Annotated in this window: 27 protein-coding genes; all 27 read left to right on the top strand. The window is 70.2% G+C overall.

From position 1 onward, the window contains the following. The first annotated feature begins 102 nt into the window (after nucleotides 1-102). The 27 genes from Q0C38_RS04320 to Q0C38_RS04190 all read left to right on the top strand — a co-directional run bounded on the left by Q0C38_RS04320 (nucleotide 103) and on the right by Q0C38_RS04190 (nucleotide 24,890). On the top strand, nucleotides 103-621 hold the full coding sequence (locus tag Q0C38_RS04320; RefSeq protein ID WP_291295830.1) for a phage terminase small subunit P27 family: 519 nt from the start codon (nucleotides 103-105) through the stop codon (nucleotides 619-621). 3 nt (nucleotides 622-624) lie between these two features. After that, the gene (locus tag Q0C38_RS04315) at nucleotides 625-2,241 is read left to right on the top strand and encodes a terminase large subunit (RefSeq protein WP_291295829.1); all 1,617 of its coding nucleotides are present in this window, start codon (nucleotides 625-627) and stop codon (nucleotides 2,239-2,241) included. Between the two features lie 20 nt (nucleotides 2,242-2,261). Beyond that, on the top strand, nucleotides 2,262-3,512 hold the full coding sequence (locus Q0C38_RS04310; RefSeq protein WP_291295828.1) for a phage portal protein: 1,251 nt from the start codon (nucleotides 2,262-2,264) through the stop codon (nucleotides 3,510-3,512). Beyond that, nucleotides 3,512-4,204, top strand: a complete 693-nt coding sequence (locus Q0C38_RS04305; RefSeq protein WP_291295827.1) for an HK97 family phage prohead protease — start codon at nucleotides 3,512-3,514, stop codon at nucleotides 4,202-4,204. Before Q0C38_RS04310 ends, Q0C38_RS04305 begins: the two co-directional genes overlap by 1 nt. Nucleotide 4,205: 1 nt before the next feature. Continuing rightward, nucleotides 4,206-5,519 (top strand): phage major capsid protein, encoded by a 1,314-nt coding sequence (locus Q0C38_RS04300; RefSeq protein WP_291295826.1) that lies wholly within the window; start codon nucleotides 4,206-4,208, stop codon nucleotides 5,517-5,519. A gap of 133 nt (nucleotides 5,520-5,652) precedes the next feature. Then, nucleotides 5,653-6,063, top strand: a complete 411-nt coding sequence (locus Q0C38_RS04295; RefSeq protein ID WP_291295825.1) for a hypothetical protein — start codon at nucleotides 5,653-5,655, stop codon at nucleotides 6,061-6,063. A gap of 9 nt (nucleotides 6,064-6,072) precedes the next feature. Further along, nucleotides 6,073-6,714, top strand: a complete 642-nt coding sequence (locus Q0C38_RS04290) for a head-tail connector protein (protein WP_291295824.1) — start codon at nucleotides 6,073-6,075, stop codon at nucleotides 6,712-6,714. 2 nt (nucleotides 6,715-6,716) lie between these two features. Then, entirely contained in the window at nucleotides 6,717-9,380 is a 2,664-nt protein-coding gene (locus tag Q0C38_RS04285) for a cellulase family glycosylhydrolase (RefSeq protein ID WP_291295823.1), read from the top strand. A 3-nt stretch (nucleotides 9,381-9,383) separates the two neighbouring features. After that, entirely contained in the window at nucleotides 9,384-10,382 is a 999-nt protein-coding gene (locus Q0C38_RS04280) for a hypothetical protein (protein ID WP_291295822.1), read from the top strand. Continuing rightward, on the top strand, nucleotides 10,382-12,571 hold the full coding sequence (locus Q0C38_RS04275) for a hypothetical protein (protein WP_291295821.1): 2,190 nt from the start codon (nucleotides 10,382-10,384) through the stop codon (nucleotides 12,569-12,571). The genes Q0C38_RS04280 and Q0C38_RS04275 overlap by 1 nt, the downstream gene beginning before the upstream one ends. A gap of 11 nt (nucleotides 12,572-12,582) precedes the next feature. After that, the gene (locus Q0C38_RS04270) at nucleotides 12,583-13,362 is read left to right on the top strand and encodes a hypothetical protein (RefSeq protein WP_291295820.1); all 780 of its coding nucleotides are present in this window, start codon (nucleotides 12,583-12,585) and stop codon (nucleotides 13,360-13,362) included. A gap of 11 nt (nucleotides 13,363-13,373) precedes the next feature. Then, entirely contained in the window at nucleotides 13,374-13,571 is a 198-nt protein-coding gene (locus tag Q0C38_RS04265) for a hypothetical protein (protein ID WP_291295819.1), read from the top strand. 34 nt (nucleotides 13,572-13,605) lie between these two features. Then, nucleotides 13,606-13,935: a phage head closure protein gene (locus Q0C38_RS04260; protein ID WP_291295818.1), complete on the top strand. Its 330-nt coding sequence runs from the start codon at nucleotides 13,606-13,608 to the stop codon at nucleotides 13,933-13,935. A gap of 9 nt (nucleotides 13,936-13,944) precedes the next feature. After that, entirely contained in the window at nucleotides 13,945-14,487 is a 543-nt protein-coding gene (locus tag Q0C38_RS04255) for an HK97 gp10 family phage protein (protein WP_291295817.1), read from the top strand. Further along, a complete protein-coding gene (locus tag Q0C38_RS04250; RefSeq protein WP_291295816.1) occupies nucleotides 14,484-14,861 on the top strand; it encodes a DUF3168 domain-containing protein in 378 nt (125 codons plus the stop codon). Before Q0C38_RS04255 ends, Q0C38_RS04250 begins: the two co-directional genes overlap by 4 nt. A gap of 6 nt (nucleotides 14,862-14,867) precedes the next feature. Then, nucleotides 14,868-15,374 (top strand): hypothetical protein, encoded by a 507-nt coding sequence (locus tag Q0C38_RS04245; RefSeq protein WP_291295815.1) that lies wholly within the window; start codon nucleotides 14,868-14,870, stop codon nucleotides 15,372-15,374. Between the two features lie 27 nt (nucleotides 15,375-15,401). Continuing rightward, nucleotides 15,402-15,821: a hypothetical protein gene (locus tag Q0C38_RS04240; RefSeq protein WP_291295814.1), complete on the top strand. Its 420-nt coding sequence runs from the start codon at nucleotides 15,402-15,404 to the stop codon at nucleotides 15,819-15,821. Between the two features lie 2 nt (nucleotides 15,822-15,823). After that, nucleotides 15,824-16,165, top strand: coding sequence for a hypothetical protein (locus tag Q0C38_RS04235; protein ID WP_291295813.1), 342 nt, complete (start codon nucleotides 15,824-15,826; stop codon nucleotides 16,163-16,165). A gap of 74 nt (nucleotides 16,166-16,239) precedes the next feature. Beyond that, on the top strand, nucleotides 16,240-16,497 hold the full coding sequence (locus tag Q0C38_RS04230; protein ID WP_291295812.1) for a hypothetical protein: 258 nt from the start codon (nucleotides 16,240-16,242) through the stop codon (nucleotides 16,495-16,497). Then, a complete protein-coding gene (locus Q0C38_RS04225; protein ID WP_291295811.1) occupies nucleotides 16,494-18,218 on the top strand; it encodes a hypothetical protein in 1,725 nt (574 codons plus the stop codon). Before Q0C38_RS04230 ends, Q0C38_RS04225 begins: the two co-directional genes overlap by 4 nt. Continuing rightward, nucleotides 18,218-18,916 (top strand): hypothetical protein, encoded by a 699-nt coding sequence (locus Q0C38_RS04220; protein ID WP_291295810.1) that lies wholly within the window; start codon nucleotides 18,218-18,220, stop codon nucleotides 18,914-18,916. The genes Q0C38_RS04225 and Q0C38_RS04220 overlap by 1 nt, the downstream gene beginning before the upstream one ends. A 61-nt stretch (nucleotides 18,917-18,977) precedes the next feature. After that, complete coding sequence (locus Q0C38_RS04215; RefSeq protein ID WP_291295809.1) at nucleotides 18,978-19,538, top strand: hypothetical protein; 561 nt, start codon at nucleotides 18,978-18,980, stop codon at nucleotides 19,536-19,538. After that, on the top strand, nucleotides 19,535-19,978 hold the full coding sequence (locus Q0C38_RS04210) for a DUF6950 family protein (protein ID WP_291295808.1): 444 nt from the start codon (nucleotides 19,535-19,537) through the stop codon (nucleotides 19,976-19,978). The genes Q0C38_RS04215 and Q0C38_RS04210 overlap by 4 nt, the downstream gene beginning before the upstream one ends. Then, a complete protein-coding gene (locus Q0C38_RS04205; RefSeq protein ID WP_291295807.1) occupies nucleotides 19,979-22,075 on the top strand; it encodes a phage tail protein in 2,097 nt (698 codons plus the stop codon). Continuing rightward, entirely contained in the window at nucleotides 22,075-23,220 is a 1,146-nt protein-coding gene (locus Q0C38_RS04200; protein WP_291295806.1) for a hypothetical protein, read from the top strand. Before Q0C38_RS04205 ends, Q0C38_RS04200 begins: the two co-directional genes overlap by 1 nt. After that, nucleotides 23,213-23,515: a hypothetical protein gene (locus tag Q0C38_RS04195; protein WP_291295805.1), complete on the top strand. Its 303-nt coding sequence runs from the start codon at nucleotides 23,213-23,215 to the stop codon at nucleotides 23,513-23,515. Before Q0C38_RS04200 ends, Q0C38_RS04195 begins: the two co-directional genes overlap by 8 nt. Nucleotides 23,516-23,525: 10 nt before the next feature. Next, nucleotides 23,526-24,890: a hypothetical protein gene (locus tag Q0C38_RS04190; protein ID WP_291295804.1), complete on the top strand. Its 1,365-nt coding sequence runs from the start codon at nucleotides 23,526-23,528 to the stop codon at nucleotides 24,888-24,890.

The following is a 24,890-nucleotide window of genomic DNA, read 5'->3' as shown; positions in this document are numbered from 1 at the left end:
GTCAATCTCTGGCCTCATACCCGCCGGGACCGCGCCCAAAGTCGTTCTGCGTGGCCGCGAAATGGAAAAAATGTTTTCCGCGCAATGGAGTAGGGATCACCAATGCCGGGGCGCAAGCCGAAGCCGACGGCGCTCAAACAGCTCGCCGGCAACCCCGGAAAGCGCGCCCTGAACAAGCGCGAGCCCAAGCCCCCCCGCGGCCCCCTCGACCCCGCGCCGCATCTCTCCGCAGCCGCCGCCGCGAAGTGGCGCGAGCTCGCCAAGACCTTCGACCAGCTCGGCCTGCTGACCACGATCGACCGGATGGCATTCGAGGCCTACTGCGAAGCCTGGGCCCGCTGGTGCGCCGCCAAGCGCGTCGTCGCGAAGAAGGGCCTGACCTACGAGACCGGCAACGGGCTCATCCGCAAGCGCCCCGAGGTCCAGATCGCCGCCGAGTGCGAGCGCCTGATGCGCCAATACGCCGCCGAGTTCGGCGCGACACCCTCCTCTCGCTCCCGCGTCCAGCAGGGCGCGGCCGACCAGCCGATGCTCCCGGGCATCCCTGCCCCTGACCAGCCCGCCGCCTCGCCCGTCCCGAACCTCGCGACCTTCTCCGACGCTGACTTCAACCTGGCTTGACGAATGCTGGACGCTTGTGCCTGGGCCGCCTCGACGTCCCGCGAGGGCGACTGGTTCGACGACCGCGCCGCCGACCTCGCCGCCGCCTTCTTCCCGATGTACCTGCGGCACACCAAAGGCCGCTTCGTCGGCCACCCGTTCGCGCTGCAGCCCTGGCAGATCAGCGCGGTTCGCGCCATCTTCGGCTGCAAGCGGGCTGACGGCACCCGCCGCTTCCGCCTGGTCTACCTCGAGGTCGCCCGCAAGAACGGCAAGACGCAGCTCGCCGCCGGCATCGGTCTCTACACCCTGTTCTGCGATGGCGAGGCCGCCGCCGAGGTCTACTCGGTCGCGACCGACACTGACCAGGCCGCGATCTGCTTCAACGAGGCCGTGCGGATGCGCTCCCGCGCCCCGCAGCTGCGTGACCGCAGCCAGGCCTTCAAGCGCGCCCTCGTCGTGCCGAAGACCGCGAGCTCATGGAAGGTCCTCTCGGCCGACGCCGGCAACAAGGACGGCCTGAACGCTCACTGCGTGATCTATGACGAGTTCCACGCGATGCGCGACCGCCTGCTGTTCGAGGTCATGCACACCTCGATGGGCAACCGCACGCAGCCGCTGGAGATCATCACCACCACCGCCGGCATCGACCGGCACTCCATCTGGTGGGAAACGCGCGAGCACGCGATCGCCGTGCGTGACGGCCGGGTCGACGACTATGAGCTGCTGCCCCTGATCTTCGCCGCCGACCAGGATGACGACATCGCCTCCCCCTCCACCTGGGCGAAGGCGAACCCGAATCTCGGCGTGACCATCCCGGCCGAGTACCTGGCCAAGGAAGCGGCGAAGGCCAAGCAGCTGCCGCGCTACGAGAACGCCTTCAAGCGCCTGCACCTGAACATCCCGACGGAACAGTCCGTCCGCTGGCTGCCGATGGAGGACTGGGACGCCGCCGCTGCCCGCCGCGAGGATCTCGACGGCCGCCCCTGCTTCGCCGGCCTCGACCTCTCGAGCACGACCGACATCAGCGCGCTCGCCCTCGTCTTCCCCGACGATGCCGGCGGCTATGACCTGCTGATGCGGTACTGGATGCCCGAGGAAACGGTCGAGCGGGCCGAGCGTCGCGACCATGTGCCCTATCGTGACTGGGCCCGCCGCGGCCTCGTCACGCTGACGCCTGGCAACGTCATCGACTATGAGCTGATCCGCGCCGAGATCACCGGCATCGTCGGCCTCGGGCAGTCGGCGTCGCTGCCCGGTGACGGCCGCGCGTTGGTCGAACGCTTCGACATCCGCGAGCTGGCGATCGACCGATGGAATGCGACGCAGATGTCGACCTGGCTGATGGGTGACGGCGTGGCGGTCAAGGCCTTCGGCCAGGGCTTCGCGTCGATGTCGTCGCCGTCGAAACTGCTGGAGAAGCTCGTCCTCGGCCGCGCGCTCCGGCATGGCGACTGTCCGGTGCTGCGCTGGATGGCAGCGAACGTCGCCTCGATGACGGACCCGGCCGAGAACATCAAGCCGGCGAAGGACAAGAGCACGGGGCGGATCGACGGCATCGTCGCCGCGATCATGGGCCTCGGCCTGGCCTCTGCGCATGACGCGTCGGCCGGCCATGTCGGCCTGATCTCGCTCACCTGATCGGCCCTGAAGGAGGCGTGATGCGGCTGCTCGATCGCCTCCTGGGGCGGAAATCGATCACGTCCGATCCCGATGTCGTCCGCATCCTCATGGGCGGCGTCGAGACCGCGTCGGGCGAGGCTGTCACGCGCGAAAGCGCGCTGCGCATCGTCACAGTGCTCGCCTGCGTGCGCGTGCTCGCCGAGGGCGTCGCCCAGGTGCCGTGGAAGCTCTACCGCCGCGGGCCGAGCGGCACGCGCGAGGAGGCGCGTGACCACCCGCTGTACCGCCTGCTGCACACCGCGCCGAACGGCTGGCAAAGCTCATTCGACTTCCGCGCGACGCTGGTTCTGCACCGCGCGCTCACCGGCAACGCCTTCGTCTTCGTCAACCGCGCCGGTGCCGGCCGGAATCGTCGCATTGTCGAGCTTGTCCCGATCAAGCCGGAGCGGGTGACGATCGAGCCCGGCAACGGAATGGAGCCGCCGCGCTACCTCGTCCGTTCCGCCGGCGATGCACAGATCGAACTGCCGCCCGATGCCATCTGGCACCTGCGCGGCCTGTCCTGGGATGGCGTCGCCGGCCTCGATGCGATCCGCCAGGCGCGCGAGGCGCTCGGCCTCAACATGGCGATGGAGCGCCACAGCGCGAACACCTTCGCGCGCGGTGCCGCCATCTCCGGCCTGCTGACCACCGAGAAGGGGCTGACCGACGCGCAGGTGAAGGATCTTCGCGCCGCCTGGCAGGCAGACTATGGCGGCGCACGCCGTGCCGGCTCGGTCGCCGTGCTGTTCGGCGGGCTTCGTTTCGAGAAGCTGGCGCAAACCTCCGTCGAGGCGCAGCTGCTCGAGGGCCGCCGCTTCCAGATCGAGGAGATCTGCCGCCTGTTCCGCGTCGCCCCGATGCTGGTCGGCGCGCCCGACAAGACCGCGACCTATGCCTCGGCCGAGCAGTTCTTCCTGCACCACGTCGTTCACACGCTGGGCCCCTGGTACACCGCGATCGAGCAGTCGGCCGACATGACGCTGCTCGACGCCGAGCGTGAGCCCGAGCTCTACACCAAGTTCATCGACGCCGGCCTGCTGCGCGGTGCCGCGGCCGATCGCGCGTCGTTCTACGGCGCGGCGCTCAACGACGGCTGGATGACCGCGAACGAGGTTCGCGGCCGCGAGGAGCTGAACCCGCTGCCGGGCGGCGACGTTCTCCGCAGCCCGCTCAACATGGCGCGCGCCGATGGCGTGCAGGACCAGCCCGACGAACCCACCGCGCCTTCGCGCGAGGAGGATGAGTGATGCAGCGCACCGCGGTCGGCCTCACCGAGCTGAAGTTCGCCGAGGTCGAGGCCGACATGTCCTTCGCCGGCTACGGCGCCGTGTTCGGCAACGTCGACGCCTATGGCGATGTCATCCAGCCCGGCGCCTTCGCCGACACGCTGGCGCAGGCGAAATCGTCCGGCCGTTGGCCCGCGATGCTGCTCCAGCACGGTGGCATGGGCGTGAGCGCCGATGACATGACGCCGATCGGGATCTGGACCGAGATGGGCGAGGACGGCGTGGGCCTCAAGGTCGAAGGCAAGCTCGCCGACACGCCGCGCGGCCGCGAGGCCTATGCGCTGATGAAGATGACGCCGCGGCCCGCGATCGACGGGCTTTCGATCGGCTACATCGCGAAGGAATGGTCGCCCCGCTCCCGCCCCGAGGAGCCGCGCCGCAGCCTCAAGAAGATCGACCTGTTCGAGGTCTCCCTCGTCACGTTCCCGGCCAACACGCGTGCCCGCGTCGGCCAGGTGAAGAGCGCGTCGGGGTTGACCATCACCCATGCCGAGAGGGCCCTGCGCGACGCCGGGTTCTCCCGAACCGAAGCCAAGGCGATCGTCGCCGCTGGCTTCGATGCCCTCCATCTGCGCGATGCCGATGACGCGGGCGATGACGGTGCTGCGGATGCGCTGCAGCGCCTTGTCGCAACAATCACACGGAGCATCTGACATGCCCCCCGAAATGACCGAGATCGTCGACGGCCTGGGCCGCGCGTTCGAGGAGTTCAAGAAGTCCAACGACGTCGCGCTGAAAAAGCACGATGTCGTGCTGGAGGAGAAGCTGCGGAAGCTCGACGAGACGATGGATCGTCTCGAGGACCAGAAGGCCCAGATCGAGGCGGAGGCCAAGCGGGCCGACGAGCTCGAGAAGCGCCTCAACCGCATGGGCCTCGGCGGCGCCGGCGGCGAGGACAAGGCCGCGGCCGAGCTGAAGACCTTCAACGCCATGCTGGGCGCCCAGGCGGCCGAGCAGAAGCGCGCTTTCGCCGCCCTCGACCATGATGGGCTGCGCGCCTACAAGGCGGGCCTCGACACGTTCCTCCGCAAGGGCCGCGACGCCTTCTTCGACGGCGAGCGCAAGGCGATGAGCGTCGGCGCGGATCCCGACGGCGGGTACCTGGTGCCGGCCGACATGACCGGCCGCATCATCACCCGCGTGTTCGACCTCTCGCCCATCCGCGCCATCTCCGCGGTGCAGGCGATCAGCGCCGACGCGCTCGAGGGCCTGGCCGACTATGACGAGGCGGGCTTCGCCTGGGTCGGCGAGACCGAGGCGCGCGCCGAAACCACCACGCCGAACCTGGGTAAGTACCGCATCCAGGCGGAAGAGATGTACGCCTACCCGCGCACCACGCGGAAGCTGCTTGACGACGCCGTCGTCGATGTCGGCGCCTGGCTGGAAGGCAAGGCGGCGGAGCGCTTCGCCCGCGCCGAGGGCCAGTCCTTCGTCGCCGGCAACGGCATCGCCCGCCCGCGCGGCTTCACCACCTACCCGACGGCCGCGACCGCCGACGGTTCCCGCGCCTGGGGCACGCTCGAGCACATCAACACGACGGCGAGCGGCGCTTTCGGCGCATCGAACCCGGCTGACGTGCTGATCGTCGTGGTCGAGGCCATGAAGGACGGCTACCGCGACGGCTGCACCTGGGTAACCCGCCGCTCCGTCATCTCGCTGATCCGCAAGATGAAGGAGGCGACCACCAACGCCTACCTCTGGCAGCCCGGCCTGGCGCAGGGCCAGCCGCCGACGCTGCTGGGCTTCCCGGTGGTGAAGGCCGAGGACATGCCGGCACTTGCGGCGGGCTCGCTCTCGATGGCGTTCGGCAACTTCGGCGTTGCCTACCAGGTGGTCGATCGCCTCGGCCTCCGCGTCATCCGCGACGAGATCACCCAGCCCGGTTTCGTGAAGTTCCACGTCTTCCGCCGCGTCGGCGGGGCCGTGGTGCAGTTCGAGGCGCTGAAGTTCGTTCGCTTCGGCAGCTGATCGCTGACGGCTGAGTGAGTGCACCCGGGGGGGCGCCGCACGCCCCCGCCCCTCTTGCCGATAACGGGGGGCGGGGCCGCGAGGCCTCGCCCCCTTCGCATGCAGAGAGGGAGTTCACGCGATGCGTGATCTGATGAGCAACATCCACGTCGCGCGGGCGATCAGCCCCGTGAGCGTGGCCGACAACACGGACCAGGTGAGCCAGATCATCGACCGCCAGGGCTACGGCAGCCTGACCTTCGTCATCGCCACCGGCAGCATCGCCGATGCCGATGTGACCTTCACGGTCCTGGTCGAGCACAGCGACGCGTCGAACATGTCGGGCGGCGTGCCGGTGCCCGATGACGACCTGATCGGCACCGAGGCGCTCGCCGCCTTCGTCTTCAACGATGACGACGAGGTGCGCAAGATCGGCTACCGCGGTGCGCGCCGCTATGTGCGGATGACCATCACGCCGGTCGGCAACGCCAGCGCTGCCGTGCTCGCGGCCGTCGCGATCCTCGGCCATGCCGAGATGCTGCCGCGCGCCAACCCGCCGGTCTGAGCACACATCGTGCTCACCCGTCTCGTCGCCCCGGTGGGAGAGCCTGTCTCCCTCATCGACGCGAAGGCGCATCTGCGCGTCGATCACACGTCGGACGACGTGCTGATCGGCGCGCAGCTCGCCTCGGCCCGCCAGACGGTCGAGGCGCATACCGGCCGCGCGCTGCTGACGCAGACCTGGGAATGGCAGCTCGATGGCGCGCCGACGTCGAACCGCGTTCGCCTGCCGGTCGAGCTGCTCGACCCGCTCGGCGTGACCGCGCCGATCGCGGCGCTGACCATCCCGAAGGCGCCGCTGCTCGCGGTGCTCTCGGTCACCTATGACGACGCCGCCGGCGTCGCACAGACGATGAGCCCGACGAGCTATGTCGTGCAGGCGCCGGCCGGTGACACCGCCCCGCGCGGCACGCTCGCGCTTGCCTACGGCGCCGCCTGGCCCGCGGCGCGTGCCGCCCGCGGCTCGTTCCGCATCCGCTTCACCGCCGGCTATGGCGCCGCGGCCGATGTGCCGGCTGCGCTGAAGGCCGCGATCCTGCTGCTGCTGGGTGAGCTGTACGAGTCGCGCGAGGCATCGATGCAGGGCCAGGCGATCCAGTTGAGCCCGGCCGTTGACCGCCTGCTGTCGCCCTACCTGCTGTTCTGGAGCGCGTGACGATGGTTCTTCGTCTCCCACGCCGCCAGCCTGCCCGCTTTCCCGGCGCCCGCCGATCGCTGCGCGGCGGCGTGCATGACGGCTTCGGGCGCGCGTCGGTCGCCGACGTGCCCTGGCCGCTGGGCGGCGACTTCGGCATCAACCCAGAGCGCAACTATCTCATCGGCAACAGCAGCGGCATCGGCGTGCCGCTCGGCGTCGCCGAGAACATGGCGCGCCACGCGCACTCGGTGCGGGTGTTCCCCGCCAGCACCAACGACCTCGGGCACGGCGCCGACCTGAACGTGCTGTTCCCGGCCAACCCCGATGCCAACGGCAATTTCGGGCGGCTGCGCACCTCGATCGATCACTTCCTCGCCGCCGGCATGACGGTGCTCTACTGCATCATCCCCGGCAGCCCCGGAACGCAGGACCCGCATTTGATGGCGCCCGCGGTGCGCCAGGCGTACTGGACCGCGTTTTCCGCCTGGATCGCGGCGAACTACACGCCGGACGAGGTAGTGATCCAGCCATGGAACGAGAGTGCTGGCGCATACAGCCAGGCGCAGGTGAACGCGCTGGCGGCTGAAGCGATCACCGCGATCCGCGCCGGCGCGCCCGATCACTGGATCGCCATTTCGGGCCGCGACAGCGGGCGGATCTGGGATGTCGCGAACCTCGTTCTCCCCGCCGGCATCCGCCGCGTCGCCGTCGACATCCATGATTATGACACGACGCGCGACGGCAGCGCGACCTGGTACGGCAAGCCGTTCTTCGTCGCCAACCAGATCCGGCGCCTGAGCCAGATCCACGGCTACACCGTGCCGGTGTTCTTCGGCGAAATCGACATCGCCAACGCCGCAGGCACGACGGAGGGCTACGCGGTCGACAACCCGCTGCGCATCACCGAGCTTCTCACGTTCCGCGAGGCGCTGGCGACGAACCTGCCCTTCCTGCTGACGCCGCAGCAGATCGCCGACATCGGCGGTGGCGTCGCGACCCTGATGTGGGCATGGACCACCGGCGCGGCCCGCCGCATCAACGATCCCGCGAGCACGGTGACGAGCGACTGGCGCCCCGCACTGAACACCGCGTTCTTCCCGGCCGAGCCGCCGAGCTTTGTCAGCCCGCCCGAGATCGCCGGCACCGTCCAGGTCGGCGGCACGGTCAGCGCCGAGGCCGCGATCGCGCGCGGCACGGAGCCGATCACCCGCGCGTATCGCTGGCTGCGCGGCGCGTCGATGAGCGGCGCGTTCTCCCCGATCGCGGGCGCGACGGGCCCGACCTATCTCGGCGTCAGCGCCGACCTCGGCCAGTACTGGCAGCTCGAGGAAACGCTCACGAACAGCGCGGGCGTGGCAACGGCGACGAGTGCTGTCGTCGGCCCCGTGCTGGCGTCAGCGCCGCCGCCCGAGCCGGAGCCGCCGGGCGACGCGCCGACCGCGCTCGTCGTCCGCGCCATCGGCCCGTCGCATCTCGCCATGTTCGACGGCAACAACGCCGCGACCCACGAGGATGGTTCGCGCGGGCCCGATGCGCTGCCGGTCGATCTGCGCACGGTCGACGGCCGAAGCGTGTGGGCGCAGGAGCTGCAGGCGGCCATCCCCGCCCTGCCGATCACCTTTGCCCGAACCGTGCAGGCCGGCACCGGAATCAGCCACTGGGCGACCGACACCGCCATTACCGCAGCGGGTCAATCAGCGATCACGTCATGGCTTTCCGCCGCAGGCAGCAACCCGACTGCCAAGTGCATCTTCCTGATCTTCTGTGCCGTGCAGGAGTGGTCAAGGGAGGCGGTGAACCTCTCGACGGACAGCTTCATCCTGCGTCATCGGCGGATTGTCGAGGCGGCGCTCGCGCAGTTCGATGCGGCGTATCCCGCGCGCGATCGTGAGGTGTGGGTGATGGTGCCCGGCAACCGCTGGAACACCGACAGCGACAGCGCGAACAAGATCAGGCGCACCCTGATCCTGACCGGCGACCAGGCTGACGCGAGCGAGACCGCCATTCCCGGGTTCTACGCCGCCTGTCATCGCGCCGGCCTCGTGCTGGGCGATACGCGCACATCGAGCAGCGACGGCATTCACTACCCGATCGGCGTGCTCCAGGGCATGGGGCGCGAGCTCGCGCTCGCCATGCTGCATCGCTGGGGCCTGGCTGACGATGCGCCTCGCCTCGTCACGGCATGGCGAAGCGCCGCGCAGGTCATCCGCGCCCGCGTCCGGCTCGGCGATGCGGCGAACGACTTCATCGCCGCGCCCGGCACGCACAACAACGGGCTGTGGCGCGCATGGAACGGCACCGGCTGGGTGTACCCGAGTGTTGGCACGGTCGACACGACGTTCAAGGCGCTGGGCTTCGTCGATATCCCGCTGACCTTCAGCGCGAACATCATCGACACGGCGACGTTGCACTTCGCCACAGACAAGTACGTGGCAACGTACAGCGGCAGCCAGACGGTCATCAGCGTGCCGCACGAAGTGCCCGCGGGCAATCCAGGGCTGACGAAGGATCACCTGCATCTCTACGCGCCTCGGCCCCGCATCCGCACGCTGGTGCCGCAGCGCCTGGTGGTCGCCACCACGCCGCCGCCAGACCCGGGGGCGCCGCCTCCTGCCGATGTGCGCGTGACGCGCGCCGCCGACACGCGTGTAACCCGAACCGGCGACCGCCGGGTGACGAGGTAAGCCATGCCAGACGTAACGATTGCCGATCTTCTCGCGACCGGAAGCGCCGCCCGCACCGACCAGATCGAGACCGACGACGGCACGAACAGCCGTCGCCGCACCGTCGCGCAGGTGCTGGGCCTTGCCACCATCGCCGACGTTGCGGGGCTGCAAGGCGCCCTCGACGGCAAGGCGGCGATCGGTGCATCGGCTGCCGCGCCGATCGTCTCCGCCTCGCCGACAGCCACCTACCAGGCGACGGGGCTCACCGGCGGCACCGTCATCAAGCTCGCGCTGGGCGGCAACACCACCATCAGCGCGCCGACCGTCACCGGTCTGGCCGCAAACAGCGTCTACGGCGTCCGCTACGAGCTGACGGCCACGGGCGCGGATCGCACGCCGAGCTTCTCCGGCTTCGTGCTGGGCGGCGGGGTCAACCCTGCACGCACGATCGCCTCCGGCGGCCTGCTGTTCGTCGACACCGAGATCCACACCGACGGCAGCGGCGCCGTGGCGCTGCATCGCCTGGTCGGCGTCTACGATCCCGCCGGCGAGCCTGACGCCACGATCAACCCGGCGGCTGACTTCCTTGCCTTCTCCGATGCTGACGACGCGGGGCGCCCGAAGCGCGTGCGCGGCGATGCGCTTCGCGACATGCCCGGCCGCCCCTTCACCGTGCGCATCGACATACCCGCGCCCACCGCGCGCACCGATCGCATTCTGCTGGAAAATGTCAGCATCGGCACGATCATCGCCGCCATCGCCTACACCGACACCGGGAGCGTGACCGCGAACGTCCAGATCGCCGACAAGACCGGCGCGGCCGACTGGACCGCGACAAATGCCGCGTCGATCACCGGCCTGTCGGCGATCGCGGTCACGACCACGCCCGCGCGCTCGACCGCCAGTGGCGCAAACACCATGGCCAAGACCGGCACGACCGACCGCATCCTTCAGGTTGTGATGACGAGCCCGTCCGGCACGCCGGGCAACCTCACGCTCGAGCTTGAGTGCCTGTCGTGATGATGCGCGCCTCCCCCCGCTCCGGTCGTCGTGCGGGGCGCGTCGGCACCTTCACGCCTCCGCCCGGCGGTGACGCGCTGATCGAGACGGTCACGCTCGACAATTTCTCCGGTGCGGCGCGCACGGACCCGTACATCACCTTCGCGCGCGATTTCGAGGCGGGCGACGTCCCTTCGGGCTCGCGCGTCGAAATCCGCTATGCGGGTTCGGCGATCGCGCTACAGCAAGCGGACGGGCGCGTGCTGCATGCTGACGGATCGCTGCGCCGTGCGATCTTCTCCTGCAAGCCCGCCGCCGGCAGCGTGGCCGACAACGCAGCGATTGACCTCGCACTGTGGAAGGTCAGCGGCTCGTTCAGCAACTCGACCAGCATCGCGCGCAGCACGCTGACGGCGCAGGACTACAAGGTGCGCGTGCGCATCGGCGGCGTGAATTACTTCTGCCTGCTCGACAACTGCGATGCGGCGGGCAACTACCGCGAGATCAGGGCCGGCGGCGCTGTGCGCGCGTGGAAGCACTGGGGCGTGCTCCGAAACGGCGAGGGCGGCAGCGACACCGATCACGGCCAGCTCCAGGCGCGCTTTTACAGCTACGTCTGGAGCGACAACACGATCACGGTCTGGGCGGAGGTGATCAACGGCCGCGTCAGCAACGGCGAGGCATATACCGTCGATGAAATCGAGCTGCTGAACGGCGTCACGTCGCTACAGCTCTACACGACCGACTTCACGTTTTACCATCACACGTGCGTCGCGCTGGTTGGCGCTGACGGGCTGCCGGTGTGGTCGGCGAACGCCACGCATTTCCAGCCGCGCGCGTCGGCGCTGTACCTGCATGAGAAAAAGCTGGAGTGGAACATCTTCTCGACCAGCACACAGCGGGCAGGGATCGGCAGCGGCACGGCGCTGAATTATTCGCCGAACGCGGTGGGCGATCTCGGGACCATCAACGCTGGCGGCGCAAGCGCATGGATCGGCGTCATCCCGACATGGAGCGCCTTTGCGCTGCTGTCTGGCGACAAGACGCGGTGGCGCAACGACCGCGTGAACGCGCTGGCGCAGAATTGCAAAAACCCCGGCTGGTACATTCGCGCCGAAACCGGGGAACCGCCCGTTCTCACCAATACCGACTACACGGGCGCGGGCCTGACCTCGCCGCAAACCACTGTCGGATGGGGAAGCGGTGCGACGATCACGAACACCGGAAGTTCAGTAGGCGGCAGCAGCACAAGCGATCCGGTAGACTGGTCGCATCGCCCTCATTACTCCGCCTTGCAATGGATGGTGACCGGGTGGGAGTGGTGGCTTGATCGTCTGATCCAACTGTCCGTTTCTGCCCTGGGCGGCAGCACGCCAAGCGCCGCCACGTTCGCGCGCAACCCGCTGATCAACTCAAATCAGTACTACGGCGCAAACTTCAACCGCGACACGTCGCGCGAACACGGGTGGGCAATGCACACCTGCGGCCTGATCGACTGGACCATCCCGGACAATCACGTTTGCGCTGCCTACATGCGCGAGATCAACAGCGTCTCGTGGCAAGTCGTCACTGAGAAGATGACCGCGCCGTTCGAGCAGTCTGGCACATGGAATCACACGACCGCCGACGCCATGGGAATTTACCTCGGTACGGAAGGGACTGCCTCCGGAATTGCCGTCGCGCCATGGATGCAGAATTACAGAGCGCTTGCCATCATGCAGGCGCTCAATCGCGGCCAGATCAGCGGCAGTCACAAGGCGGTGTTGCACGTCGAGCGGTGGTGTCTCGGCCTTCTCAACTCGTGCCCATACCACGCCATGGGGCTGGATCGCGTTGCTATCCGCGCCGGGTTCCAGCCGACAAACAGCGCCGCTCTTGCGGCCAACTTCGGCGAAGTCTACGGCGGCGGCGATGGCGGCAGCGCGTCGCAATACACCGGCACGCAAGTCAAGGTCATCAGCGACAACGCAGGCTCTTCCGGCACGTGTCCGACCAGCGGCCAGAACAACATTGCGGGCACGTTCGAGGCTTACGCAGCAGGGCATACGCGCCCGACGATCAATCAGTGCGTCGCGGAAGTGGCGCACGGTCTGGCCATCACGGGCGGCACAAGCGGGCGCAGCTACATGTCAACGCACGAAACGGGGCTTTCGCTCGCCGAAACCGCGTGGAACGCCGCGCCGCAGTGGCGCATTCGCTGGCCGGCGTGAGGAGATAGACGATGGCAATCACCTTCAGCACGCCGTCCACCGGCGCGGGCACGATCATCGACTCAGGCGGCACGACGGCCACGACAACGGTGCTGTCCGCTCCAGCGTCAATGACGACCGGCGACCTTGACCTGATCTTCAGCTTCATCCGCGACAGTGCGGCCGACCGCACGCAGACGATCGGCACGGATGGCGGCTCGTTCACCGACCTGCAAGGCGGCAACGCCATCAACGGCGCCGCTGCCATCTCGGGCGATGGGCGGGTTTGGTACAAATCCGCTGCCGCTTCACCGGGATCGGTTACGGTTACGCACAGCGCAGCCGTGGTCAGGCTTGGCCTGCGTCTCCGCTGCCTCGGCGTCAATCTCTCCTCGCCGATTGACGTACAGAGCGGTTCGCTCGCATCTGGGAACCAAGCGCCAAGCGCCAACGGTGACATGGTGGTGCCGGCGATCACCACGACGCAGGCCGGCTGCGTTGCCGTGGCGTGGATGCTCTACACGACGGGGTTTGTGCTCGGCGGCGGCGAGGGATCGCGGCTCACCTGCTCGGGCTGGACGGCGACCGGATTCAACCACAACACCAACACAAGCGCTTCGTCGCAGATCACGGCGGCAGTGTTCGTGAAAGACATCGCGGCTGCTGGCACGACGGGAGCGGCTACGTTTTCGTTTTCCGGTGCATCCGATGGCACGAACGAAGGCTGGCTTGGCGGCATGTTTGCGCTCGCGCCTGACGCTGGCGGCGGCGGTGGTGCCGGCGCGCGACGCCGCGTGGTGTTCTTCGGGTGAGGAGCGGAACGATGGACGGCGTAACGGCGGCGCTGATGGAGCGGGTGGTGTCCGGCACCCTGGTCACGGTGCCGGTTCTCGGGCTCATGTGCTGGCAGCTCTGGAAGCGGCTCAGGGAGCGCGACGACAAGTTCGACACGCTTCACCGTGAAACGCTCCAGGCGCTGCACGCGCTGAAGGAAGCGATCCGCGAGGCAAGGCACCCGTGATGCGCGCCAAACCTTTTCGACGGGCCCGGCGCGCATGATGCGCGCCGGGAGGCTCGATCGCCGCGTGACGCTGCAACGCCCGACCGACGTGCAGGATGCATCCGGCACCGTCACGCAGACCTGGGCCGATGCCGCCGATGTGTGGGCTGGCCGCCGCGATCCGCGCGGGCGGGAATACGTCGCGGCCCAGGCCCTGCAGGCCGAGGTCGAGACGCTCTACACCATCCGCCACCATGACGACGCGGTGCCGACGCCGCGCTGGCGCCTCATCGACGGCGGGCGCGTGTACGACATCCGCAGCGTGGCCGAGATCGGCCGCCGCGAGGGCTACGAGCTCCGCTGCACCGCTGACCCGAACGTCTGAGGCACACCGATGGCAGGCGGCCTGATCAGCGTGCGCGTCAGTGACGCCGCACCGCTCGCCAACGTGTTCCGGCGCCTGACGCCGGAGCTGCAACGCTCGGCCCTGCAATCGGCAACGTTCAAGGCGGCAAACGAGCTGGTGAAGGAAGTCAAGAACGCCGCACCCGTCGGCACGGGCCCGACCCTGCGCACGCGCCGCTCGCGCGGCGGCCAGGTGGTCAGCGCCGACTATGGGCGGCTGCGCGACAACATCCGCCGCGGCCGCTCGCGCCGCCAGAAGGGCGCGAGCTACGTGAGCACCGGCAACGCCTTCTGGGGCGCCTTCGTGGAAAAGGGCTGGACGCTGACGCGGCGACTGCGTGACGGCGCGATGCGCAAGATCAAGCAGGTCGCCCCACGCCCCTGGTTCGACCCTGCCGTGCGGCGCGCCGCGCTGCGCACCGTCGACATCCTGAACGTCGAGATCCAGAAGGCGATCGAGGGTGCCGCGCGGCGCCTCGGCAGCCAGGTCGGGCTCGACTTCGGCACGCGACTGCGCGGGCGCCGCCGATGACGCTCGAGCAGAGGCTGCACACGCTGCTGGCGATGACGCCGTCGGTCTCGGCGCTGGTCGCCGCGCGCATCCATCCCGTGGTGGCGCCGGCGAGCTGCCCGACGCCCTACATCGTCTACACCCGCGTCAACGCCCAGCGGATCGCCGCGCTCGATGCGCCGACCGGCTGGGCGCGCGTGCGGATGCAGATCGCCTGCTGGGCCGATGATGCGACGGCGGCGCGGGCCGCCGCGAACGCCGTTCGCGCGCTGCTCGACGGCTATGCCACCGCCGACATTCCGCACGTGAAGGTCGAGGCGGAAACCGAGGTGTTCGACCGCGACGTCGAGCTGACCGGGCGTGCTGTCGATGTCGTCATCATGATCAAGGAGTGAAACGAAATGCCCCTTACCTCGACGGTCGACCTCTCGGTCGCCGCGCTCTACACCAAGATCCTCGACCTGCAATCGGCCTCCGCGCCGGTGCAGGCCAAGTTCACCGTCAGCCTCGCCGAGGGCACCGGCGCGAACCAGGCGAACCGCGTGTTCGCCGATCGCCGCACCCTGGCCGCGAGCGCGACGGAAAACCTCGACCTCGCCGGCGTGCTGCTCGATGCGTTCGGTGACACGATCGCGCTTGCCCGCGTCAAGGTGCTGATCGTGCGGGCGTCGGCGGCGAACACCAACAACGTCATTGTCGGCGGCGCCGGATCGAACGGCTTCGTCGGCCCCTTCGGCGCGGCGGCACACACCGCCAGCGTGCGCCCCGGCGGCATGGTGGCCTTCGCCTGCGCCGACGCGACCGGCTGGCCTGTCACGGCCGGCACGGCGGATCTGCTCCAGATCGCCAACAGCGGCGCGGGCACGTCGGTCGAGTACGAGGTCATCATCATCGGCGCAACGGCGTAACGGCGCAGCCAGGAAAGGACGCTCGACATGAGCAATGAAATCAGCCAGGGCGCGCAGCTGTTCATCCGCGACCTCGGCAACGCCTGGGTGCAGATCCAGAAGGCCGGCACGATCAGCGGCCTCGGCGGCGGCCAGGCGGCCGTGCAGGACGTGACCAGCCTCGACTCCGCGGCGAAGGAGTTCCGCTCCGGCCTGCGTGACGAGGGCGAGGTCTCGGTGGCACTGGTGATCCGCCAGCTCGCCGACCCCGGGCAGATCGAGGCGATGCGCGCCCGCAACGCACAGCGCGTCGCGCGGTTCCGCATCACCTCGCTGCTCGACCCGACGCTCGACGTGCAGTTCGACGCGCTGGTGCTGGCGGTCAGCCTCAACTTCGAGGTCGACAACCCGCGCACCGGGGAGCTGACGCTGCGCGTCACCGGCCCGATCAGCGGCGTCGGGGCGTGAGCATGCCCCGGCTGATCAGGTCAGACATCGTCGCGGTGCAGAAGCCGACGGCCGATGTCGAGGTGCCCGGCTGGGGCGGCAGCGTCACGATCGTGGCGCTGTCCGCCGCCGACCTCGAGGAGTGGCGCGCGGTGCAGGCCGTAGACGACAAGACGCCGGGCCTCGGCGTCGCGACGCTGATCGCGCTGAGCGTGCGTGACGGTGACCAGCCGATGTTCATCAGCGCCGACGACATGGGCTTCCTGCGCTATCAGCCGCCGGTCGTGCTGAAGCCGCTCGTCGATGCCATCCTGAAGCTGAACGGCCTCGACACCGCCAGCCGGGACGACGTCGCGGGAAACTGACGACGCGGGCCGGGCGGTTCCGCTACCGCCTCGCGCTCGCGCTTGGCATGACGCTCGCGGAATTGGGCGAGCGCATGACCGCCAGGGAGTTCCTCGCCTGGCAGGAGTTCGACGCCGTCGAGCCGATCGGCGGCGAGCGCCTCGACCTCGCCGCCGGCATCGTCGCCGCCACCATCGCCAACGCCAATCGCGACGCGAAACGGACCAAGCCGTTCAAGCCGTCAGACTTCATGCCGCTGGCACCGAAGCCGCCCGCGCCGCCGGATGGCGGCCTCGCCGGGTTCATCGCCTGGGCGCGTGACCACAACCGTCGCATCGAGGGCACCTTATGACGCTGTCCGTTACCGTCGAGGCGAATGTCGGTCAGTTCCAGGCCGACATGAGCCAGGCCGCGCGTGCGGTCGAAAGCACGACGGCACGGATGAACCGCGCGGTGGCGACCGTCGATCGTGCCGGGCAGCGCTTCGATGCGGTCGAGGGCGGCATCAAGCGCGTCAACCGCGCGCTGGGTGATGCCACGGGCGCCTTGACCCTGTTCGGATCGGGCGGCAGCAGCGTCGCGCGGCAGCTCGCGCCGATCACCGGCACGCTCGCGGCGGTCGCCGATGCGTTCGGCACGCTGACCACCGTCGCCCGCGGCGGCGCCGCCGGCGTCGGCCTCGCCTCGATCGTGCCCGTGCTGGGCGCCGTCGTTGCCGGTGCCACGGCGCTGTACGGCGCCTATCGCCTGCTCGCGCCCGCGACGCAGGCCGTGTCGACCGCCGAGGATCAGTACCAGGAAGCGCTCCGGCTTTCCGAGCCCTTCGCCCGCAGCGCGGCCGAAGCGTCGGCCGAGCTGGAGCGGCAGAAGCGCGCGCAGGCCGCCGCCACCATCGTGGCCGCGCAGGCGACGTTGCAGGAGGCCGTCGCACAACGGCAGGCCGATCTTGCCTTCGCGCAATCGGCCGCCGCCGAGGCGGCCCGCCAGGCACAGACGCCGGCCCGCCGCGGCACGCTGCGGCAGGGCGCCGTCGGGCAGGCGCTCCAGGGCACGGGCAACGTCGAGCGCGAGATCACCGCCGACATCGAGCGGCTGAATGAACGCCTCGCCACGCTCGGGCAGCGCCTCGGTGCCGTCAACGCACCCGCCGCCGCTGCCGGTGCCGGGCTGCGCAACGCCGCCGCGGCGGCAGAGACGCTCGAGCAGGTGCTCGCCCGCCTGCGCAACAGCCCGGCGGCGCAGGCCTCGGCCGAGGCGCAGCGAGTGCTGAACGAGCAGGTGGCGGAGGCCCGCGGCATCTACCAGGGCGTGCTCACGCCGCTGGAGCGGTACCAGCAAAGCCTCGAGCGCCTGGGCGAGCTGCGCCCCGCGCTGGAGGGCCTGTATGGCCAGCAGGGCGCCGAGACGGTGATCCAGCGCCAGGCGGAGGCGTTGCAGCGGGGCCTTGCCGCAGCCGAGCGGCAGACCAACCGCGGCGCCGAGGCGGCGCGCGAGCTTGGGCTCACCTTCTCCTCCGCCTTCGAGGATGCCGTGGTCGGCGGCAAGAAATTCAGCGACGTGCTCAAAGGCCTCTCGGCCGACCTCGCCCGCCTGATCGTGCGGCGGAGCATCACCGAGCCGCTCGCCAACGCGGCCAGCCAGGCGGTCAGCGGCATCGGCGCCAGCATCGGCAGCTTTTTCGGGCTCGGCGGGTCTGGCGGCGGTGGCGGCGGGTCGAGCATCGTCGCCGGCGCGGCCAGCGGCACGCTGCTCGAAAGGCTGCTCGGCGTCAATTTCGGCTTCGGCGGCCCTCGCGCCATGGGCGGGCCTGTCGCCGGCGGCACGACGTATCTGGTCGGTGAGAGGGGGCCGGAATTGTTCACGCCGGGCCGGTCGGGCGAGATCATCCCGAATGGCGGCTTCGGCGGGCGAAGCGAAACGATCAACGTCTCGGTCGATGCGCGGGGCTCGTCGATCGGCCCGGCTGAGCTGCGCGCGGCCGTGATCGCCGGCATCGGCCAGGCGCGCGCGCTGGTGCGTGACGATTTCCGCCGCGATCCCCGCATGCGCGCGCTCGCGCAGGGGCGTGCGTGATGGCGACTCCCATCGACTGGCCGATCGACCTGGTGCCGCAGGAAGCGTCGTTCTTCTTCGTGCCCAACACGCTCGTCAGCCGCTCGCCGTTCTCGCGGGCACAGCAGGTGCAGATCCGCGGCCCCGCCACTTGGCGCGCGACCGTCGCGTTCGGCACGGCTGACGCCGAGATGTCGGCCCGCCTCGATGCCCTGCTGGCGCGCCTCGACGGTGCCGCCGGCGAGGTGCGCGTGTGGCCGTTCATGCGCCGGCTGCCGCGCGGCACCGGCCGCGGCTACGGCATGGGCGCCGCGATCCCGACGACATGGCCCGCCGGCACCACATGGCCCGCCGGCACGACCTGGCCGAGCTACCAGCCGCCGGAAGCGCCGCGCGTGCGCGTGGCGGCGGCGCAAGGTGCCGACAGCATCAGCACCGAAGGCTGGCGCCCGGCCGAGGTGGTGCTCAAGGCCGGCGACTACATCGGCCTGGGCGGCCTGCTCGCGATCGTGACGGCCGACGTGGTGCCCGACAGCGCCGGCAACGCCGTGATCGCCATCGCCCCGCGCCTGCGTGCGGCGGTGGCCGCCGAGGTGCCGCTGGTGCTCGACCGCCCGCGCCTGCGGATGCGCCTGCGCGACGACGGCGGCATCGAGAACCCGACCCGCCCCGGCGGCTTCGCCAGCTACACGATCACGCTCGAGGAGAGCGTGCCGTGAGTGTGTCATTCATGCGCGCTCCGCGCGGCCTCCTCGCGCGCGACGCGCTGCCGGAGGCAGGATGACCGCGCTGCATCCCGAGACGGCGGCGGTCGTCAACTCGAGGATCGTGCCGAACGCGATCCTGGTCGAGCTCGACTTCGCCTCCGGCCCGATGCGCCTCTGGTCGGGCCTCGGTGATCTCGTCTGGGCCGGCCGCACCTTCACCGGGGCCGGTGACCTTGCCGGCGTCGGCGAGATCACCTTCACCACCGATCAGCGCGCGACGGGGTTCGACCTCACGCTGTCGGGCGTGCCGAACGAGATGATCGCCATCGCCAACGCCGACACGTGGAAGCGCCGCGCCGCCGCGGTGTGGATGGTCGTGTTTGACAACGCGCGGGCGAACATCATCGGCGAGCCGATCAGCCTCGGCGCCGCCCGCATGGACACGTTGACGCACAGCCGCGGCACCACCGCGAGCTTCCGCCTGACGATCGAGACCGAGCAGCTCGCCCAGCGTCGCCCGCGCCCGCGCCGCTACACCGACCGTGACCAGCAGCAGGCCTTCCCCGGTGACCGTGCCTTCGAGTTCGTGCCGTCGCTGAAGGGCCGCCGCATCAAGTGGGGAACGTCGGAATGATCTCGGCCCCGTATCGACGCATGCCGCACTGGGAGGCGCATTTCGCGCGCCTCATCGCCCTGCACGCGCGAACCCCGTTCGCCTGGGGCACGCAGGATTGCGTGACCTTCGCCGCCGATGCGGTGGCCGCGATCACCGGGCGCGATCCGATCGCGGCGATCCGCGGCACGTGGTCGTGCGACCAAGGCGCGCGCCGAGCGCTCGACCGCTTCGTCGGGCGGCCGAACATCGACGCGGCGGTCGAGATCATGGCGCAGCGCGAGGGCTGGCCGCGCGTGCCGGCCCTGTCAGCACGGCGCGGCGACATCCTGCTGCTGTCGCGGCCGCGCGAGGCTGAATGCCGCCTGGCCGTCTGCGCCGGTGAGCGGGCGTTGTGCCCCGGTGCCTTGGGCCTTGTCGCCGATCCGATTACCGCCGCCTGCAAGGCATGGGCGATCTAGGTGGCGGTCGCGGTTCCCCTCGTCGCGGCGGTGGCCGGTGCTGCCGTCTCGGCCGGCGCCGGTGCCGTCATCGGCGGCACGATCCTCGGCAGCGCGTTCCTCGCCACGGCGGCAACCTCGATCGCCGGCGGGCTCGCCAGCTTCGCGATCAACGCCGCGTTCGCGCAGAAGGCCAAGGCGCCGCAGGCAGCACCGCTCGCCTCAATCGTCGCCGGGCTGACGGAGGAGCTGGTCGAGACGGCGCAGCCCCAGGCCGTGCTGATCGGCCGGCTGCGCGCCGCCGGAACGCTCGCCTATGTCAGCGAGCGCCCGGCCGGCTCGCTGAAAAACGGCCTGCTCTACCAGGTGCACGCGATGGCCGGGCACCGATCGAACCGCATCCTGGAAATCTTCCTGAATGACGAGCCGCTGTCGGCCGCGAAGTTCTCGGCGCTGGCCAGGGCCGAATGGAAGCTCGGGACGCCGACGCAAGGCGCCCTCGACCTGATCGTGTCGGGCACGGGCGGCGAATGGAGCACCGATCACCGCGGCCGTGGCTGCGTGCTGGTCGGCACCGAACTGAAGTATGACGAGAGCGTGTGGCGCGGGTCTCGCCCCATCGTCCGCGCCCTCGGCGAATGGCTGAGCGAGATCTACGATCCGCGCACCGGCGTCACTGGCTACAGCACGAACCCTGCGCTGATCGTCGCCTGGTTCCTGACGGCGCGCGACGCGGCGGGCGTGCCCTACGGCTTCGGCCTGCCCTGGGCGCGCATCCATGAGCCGAGCCTGATCGCCGCGGCAAACATCTGCGATGAGCCGGTGACGCTCGCCAGCGGCGCGACCGAGCGGCGCTACACCTGCAACGGCAGCTTCAACCGAAGCGAGCCGCGTGCCGAGGTGCTGGGCAAGCTGCTGACCGCCATGGCTGGCGATGCGCAGCCGGCGCAGGATGGGCTGTGGCGCATCAACGCCGGCGCCTGGCGCCCGCCCGTGACCACGATCGACGCTGACTGGCTGGCCGATGGCTATGAGCACGCGCCCGACCGCCCGCTCGATGAGCTGGTGAACGTGGTGCGCGCGACCTACCTCCGCCCCGAGGCGAACTGGCAGGTGACCGACGCGCCGGTGATCGAGGATCTCGCCGCCCTCGCCGAGGATGACGGCGAGGAGGAGACGCTCGACCTCGAGCTGCCGTTCACGACGTCGGGCTTCACCGTGCAGCGGCTGATGAAGATCGCGCTGCGGCAGAATCGGGTGCAGGGAACGCTGACGCTGCCCTGCAACCTGCGCGGCCTGCTGGTGGTGCCCGGCGAGACCGTGACCGTCACGTTGCCCGATCTGGAGACCGCGACCTGGCGGGTGCGTGAGCTGCGCATCGGCGAGAACGCCACCGGCGTGACGCTGACGCTAGACCGCTGGGAGGCATCGATCTTCGACTGGTCGGTCGCGGAGGAACAGCCGCTCGGCAATGTGCCGGGGCTCGCGCTGCCCGACGGCGCGATCCTCGGCGCGCCGACCGTGACAGTAACGCCGCCGGCGGTCCCGGTGCCGGCCTCCGTTGCCGTCGCCTGGTCGGCGGTGCCGGGTGCCACGGCCTACGACCTTGACTGGCGCCTGCCCGGCGCAACCGCGTGGACCGCGACAAGCCAGGGCGGCACCTCGGCCACGATCACGACGGGTGACCGCGCTTCGTTCCGCGTGCGCGCCCGAAACGCCGCCGCGGAGGTGGGCAACTGGACCGACGCGCCGTTCCCCGCGGCGCTGAGCGACTGGTCGGTCACGGGCTCCGCGGCCGGCTACTTCGTCACGTGGTCGGGCGCGCCGCGGGTTCAGGTGTTCTCGTCGGCCGGCAGTGTGTTCGCGTCTGCAACGAAAGTCGGCGCTGACCTGACGGCGCCGGCGGATGTCAGCGCCTCGGCCGGCGCGGTGAATGTCTGGCTGCGGCCGATCAGCGCGCTCGGCGTCGCCGGCGCGCCTGTCGGGCCGATCGCCGTCACGGCGGGCACGGGTGGCACGGGCGGCGATGGCAGTACCGGCGCGCCAGGCGAAGGCGGTGGCGGTGGTGGTGGCGAAGGCGGCGGCGCCGATGGTGGCGGCGATGGCGGAGGCGAGTAATGACGAACTGGACCACGATCCTGCCGAACCCCGGCGAGATCCAGCTTGTGAACATGCGCGCCGAGCTGACGGTGTATGCCGGGCTGCTCGGCGAGGCTGGCGCGTTTCCCTCCATCGCTTCGGCGGCGACGACTGACATCGATGCCGCCGGCGCCGCGGGTGCGGGGCTGGTCGAGATCACCGGCACCGCCGGCATCTCCAGCTTCGGCACCACGGCGCCCGAGGGGCGTCGCAAGGTGCTGCTCTTCGCCGGCGTCGTTACCGTGAACCATTCCTCGAGCCTCGTTCTGCCCGGTGCGGCGAACGTCACCACCGAGGCCGGCACGCTGATGCTCGTCACGCGCACGGCGGCTGGCTGGCGCGTGCTCGACGTTCGCCTGCCGTCCAAGATGACGACGGCCACGGAATCGCTGCGCACGCGCGCGCTGTTCGGCTTCGGCCTGTCCAACAACCTCGCCGACGCGGCCAACGACGTCGACGTCGCTGCCGGTGCCGCGCGCTCAAGCGACGACACGACCGACATCCTCCTCGCCGCGCCGATCACCAAGCGCCTCGACGCGGCATGGGCCGTCGGCACCAACCAAGGCGGCCTCGATACCGGGTCGAAAGCAAACAGCAGCTTCTACTATGCGCACGCCATCCGAAACGTCGGCGCCGGCGTCACCGACGTGCTGCTGAGCCTGAGCGAGGCATCGCCGACCCTGCCCGCCGGCTACACCAAGAGCCGCCGTCTCCGCGGCGGGCTGGCCACCGACGCCAGCGGCAACATCCGCGCTTTCCTGCAGCTCGGCGACGAGGTCGAGTACACGACGAACGTGCTCGACGTCGACGTGACGCTGAGCACCGGCAGCCGAACTGCGCACACCATCCCGGTGCCGGCGCGGGCGATGGCGCGGCTCAAGCACATCAACGGTGCTGGCGGCTTCACCTACGTGGCGCTGACCTCCGCCGATGAGCCTGACGCTGCCCCCTCCGCGACGGCCGCCCCGATGCCGGACGGCAGCGGCGGCGCCGGCGCGCTCAACGTGGCGTTCAGCATCAAGCGGGCATCTGCCTCGCGCCAGGTGTTCAGCCGCGGCACCTCGGCCGCGTTCTTCCGCCTGCAGGTGCAGGGCTACCGCGACACGGCGGGCCGGGATGAGTGACCTCGCCCGCGCGAGGCTCGCCGCGCGCAAGCAGGTCGACGACCTGGCCGAGACGGCCTGCCAGCAATGGGCCAGCCCCGGCCCGTGCCGCAATGCGATCTACGGCCTGGTCCGCGAGCAGGCGCTCGCCTGCCTCGCCGACCCCGCGCCGACGGCGGAAGCCTATGAGCTGCTCGCCGCGCAGATCCCCTACAGCGGCGCGACGGTGGCCGAGGTCGCTTCCGTCGTCGCGGCCACGGCCTCGGCCTGGATCTCGATCGAGCGCAGCGCGCTGATCTTCGTGCAGCAGCTGTGACGGTGCGCTGATGCCCTCGCCGCCGATCAGCCGACGCGAGGCGGAGCGGCGCTTTGCGGCCGTGCACGCCGCCCTCGATGCCGGCGGGAAGCCGCCGTTCCACGCCATCAATCAGCGCCGCGGCGAGCGTGGCGCGCTGCGCATGGCGTGCGATTCGGTGGGCTGGTCGCGCGGCGGCATGCGCACCTGGCTCGGTGCCGCTGAGCGTGTGCTGGGCCCGTTCCCCTGGCCGCCGCTGCACGGCCGCGCCGGTGCTCACCTGCCCGAGGCGCTGCGCCCTGCCGCCGGCTTTGAGGTCCGCCGCGAGGCGGTGCGCGTCGACAAGCACGGCGACGTCGTCTCTCACTCCGTCGAGACGCGGCCCGAGCTGGGCGAGCCCTACCAGGCGCCCGCCGGCTACGCGATCAAGGGCGAGAGCGCGCTTGTGGACGCCGAGGGCCGGCTGGTCCAGAAGTGGATCAAGACGCGCGAGGGTGCCGTCGGCGCCGGGCTGGTCGAGGCGCTGCAGGAGGCCTTCGCCGCGCAGCGTGGTGCCGCTGCCGTGCCGGCGCCGCCTGCGCTGCCGGTGCCCGAGCTGCTCACCGTGTACCCGTTGCCGGATCTGCACGTCGGCCTCTACGCCTGGGGGCGTGAGACCGGCGACAATTACGATACCGACATTGCCGTCGCGCGCACGATCGAGATGGTCAGCGGGCTCCTGGCACAGTCGCCGCCCTCGCGGCATGCGGTGCTGCTAGGCCTCGGCGACTACTTCCACCAGAACGACCAGTCGGCCGCGACGCCGGCCAGCAAGCACCGCCTCGACGTCGACGGCCGCTGGCCGCGCGTGTACGCCGCCGGGGCGCGGCTGGTGGTGGCGCTGGTCGATCTGCTCGCCGCGCGGCATGAGCGGCTCGAGCTGGTGATGCTGCCCGGCAACCATGACCCCGACGCGGCGACGTGCCTCACCGTCAGCCTCGCGATGTTCTACGGCGGACATGAGCGGATCCGCGTGCACGATGAGCCCGGGCTCACCTGGTACCGGCGACACGGCGCCGTGCTGCTCGGCGCCACGCACGGGCACACGATGAAGCCTGACCGGATGGCGATGATGCTGGCCGCCGACAGGCCGCAGGACTGGGGCGAGGCGGCGCACCGGCACTTCTTCTTCGGTCATGTGCACAGCGAGAGCGCCCGCGAGGTCGGGCCCGTGCGTGTCGAGAGCTTCAACACGCCGGCGGGCCGTGATGCCTGGAACGCCGCGGCCGGCTATCGCGCCGGGCAAAGCCTCTCGGCCATCACCTTCCACGCGGCACACGGCGAGATCATGCGCCACCGCGTGAACCTGCCGCCGCGCCCGCGGGTGCGCGTGCCGGCGCGCCAGCAGGAGGGGTAG

It is taken from the genome of Elioraea sp. (genome assembly GCF_022842375.1).
In the GTDB taxonomy this organism is placed as follows: domain Bacteria; phylum Pseudomonadota; class Alphaproteobacteria; order Acetobacterales; family Acetobacteraceae; genus Elioraea_A.
Note: the sequence above shows the minus strand (reverse complement) of the source record. Positions and strands in the feature narration are given on the sequence as shown.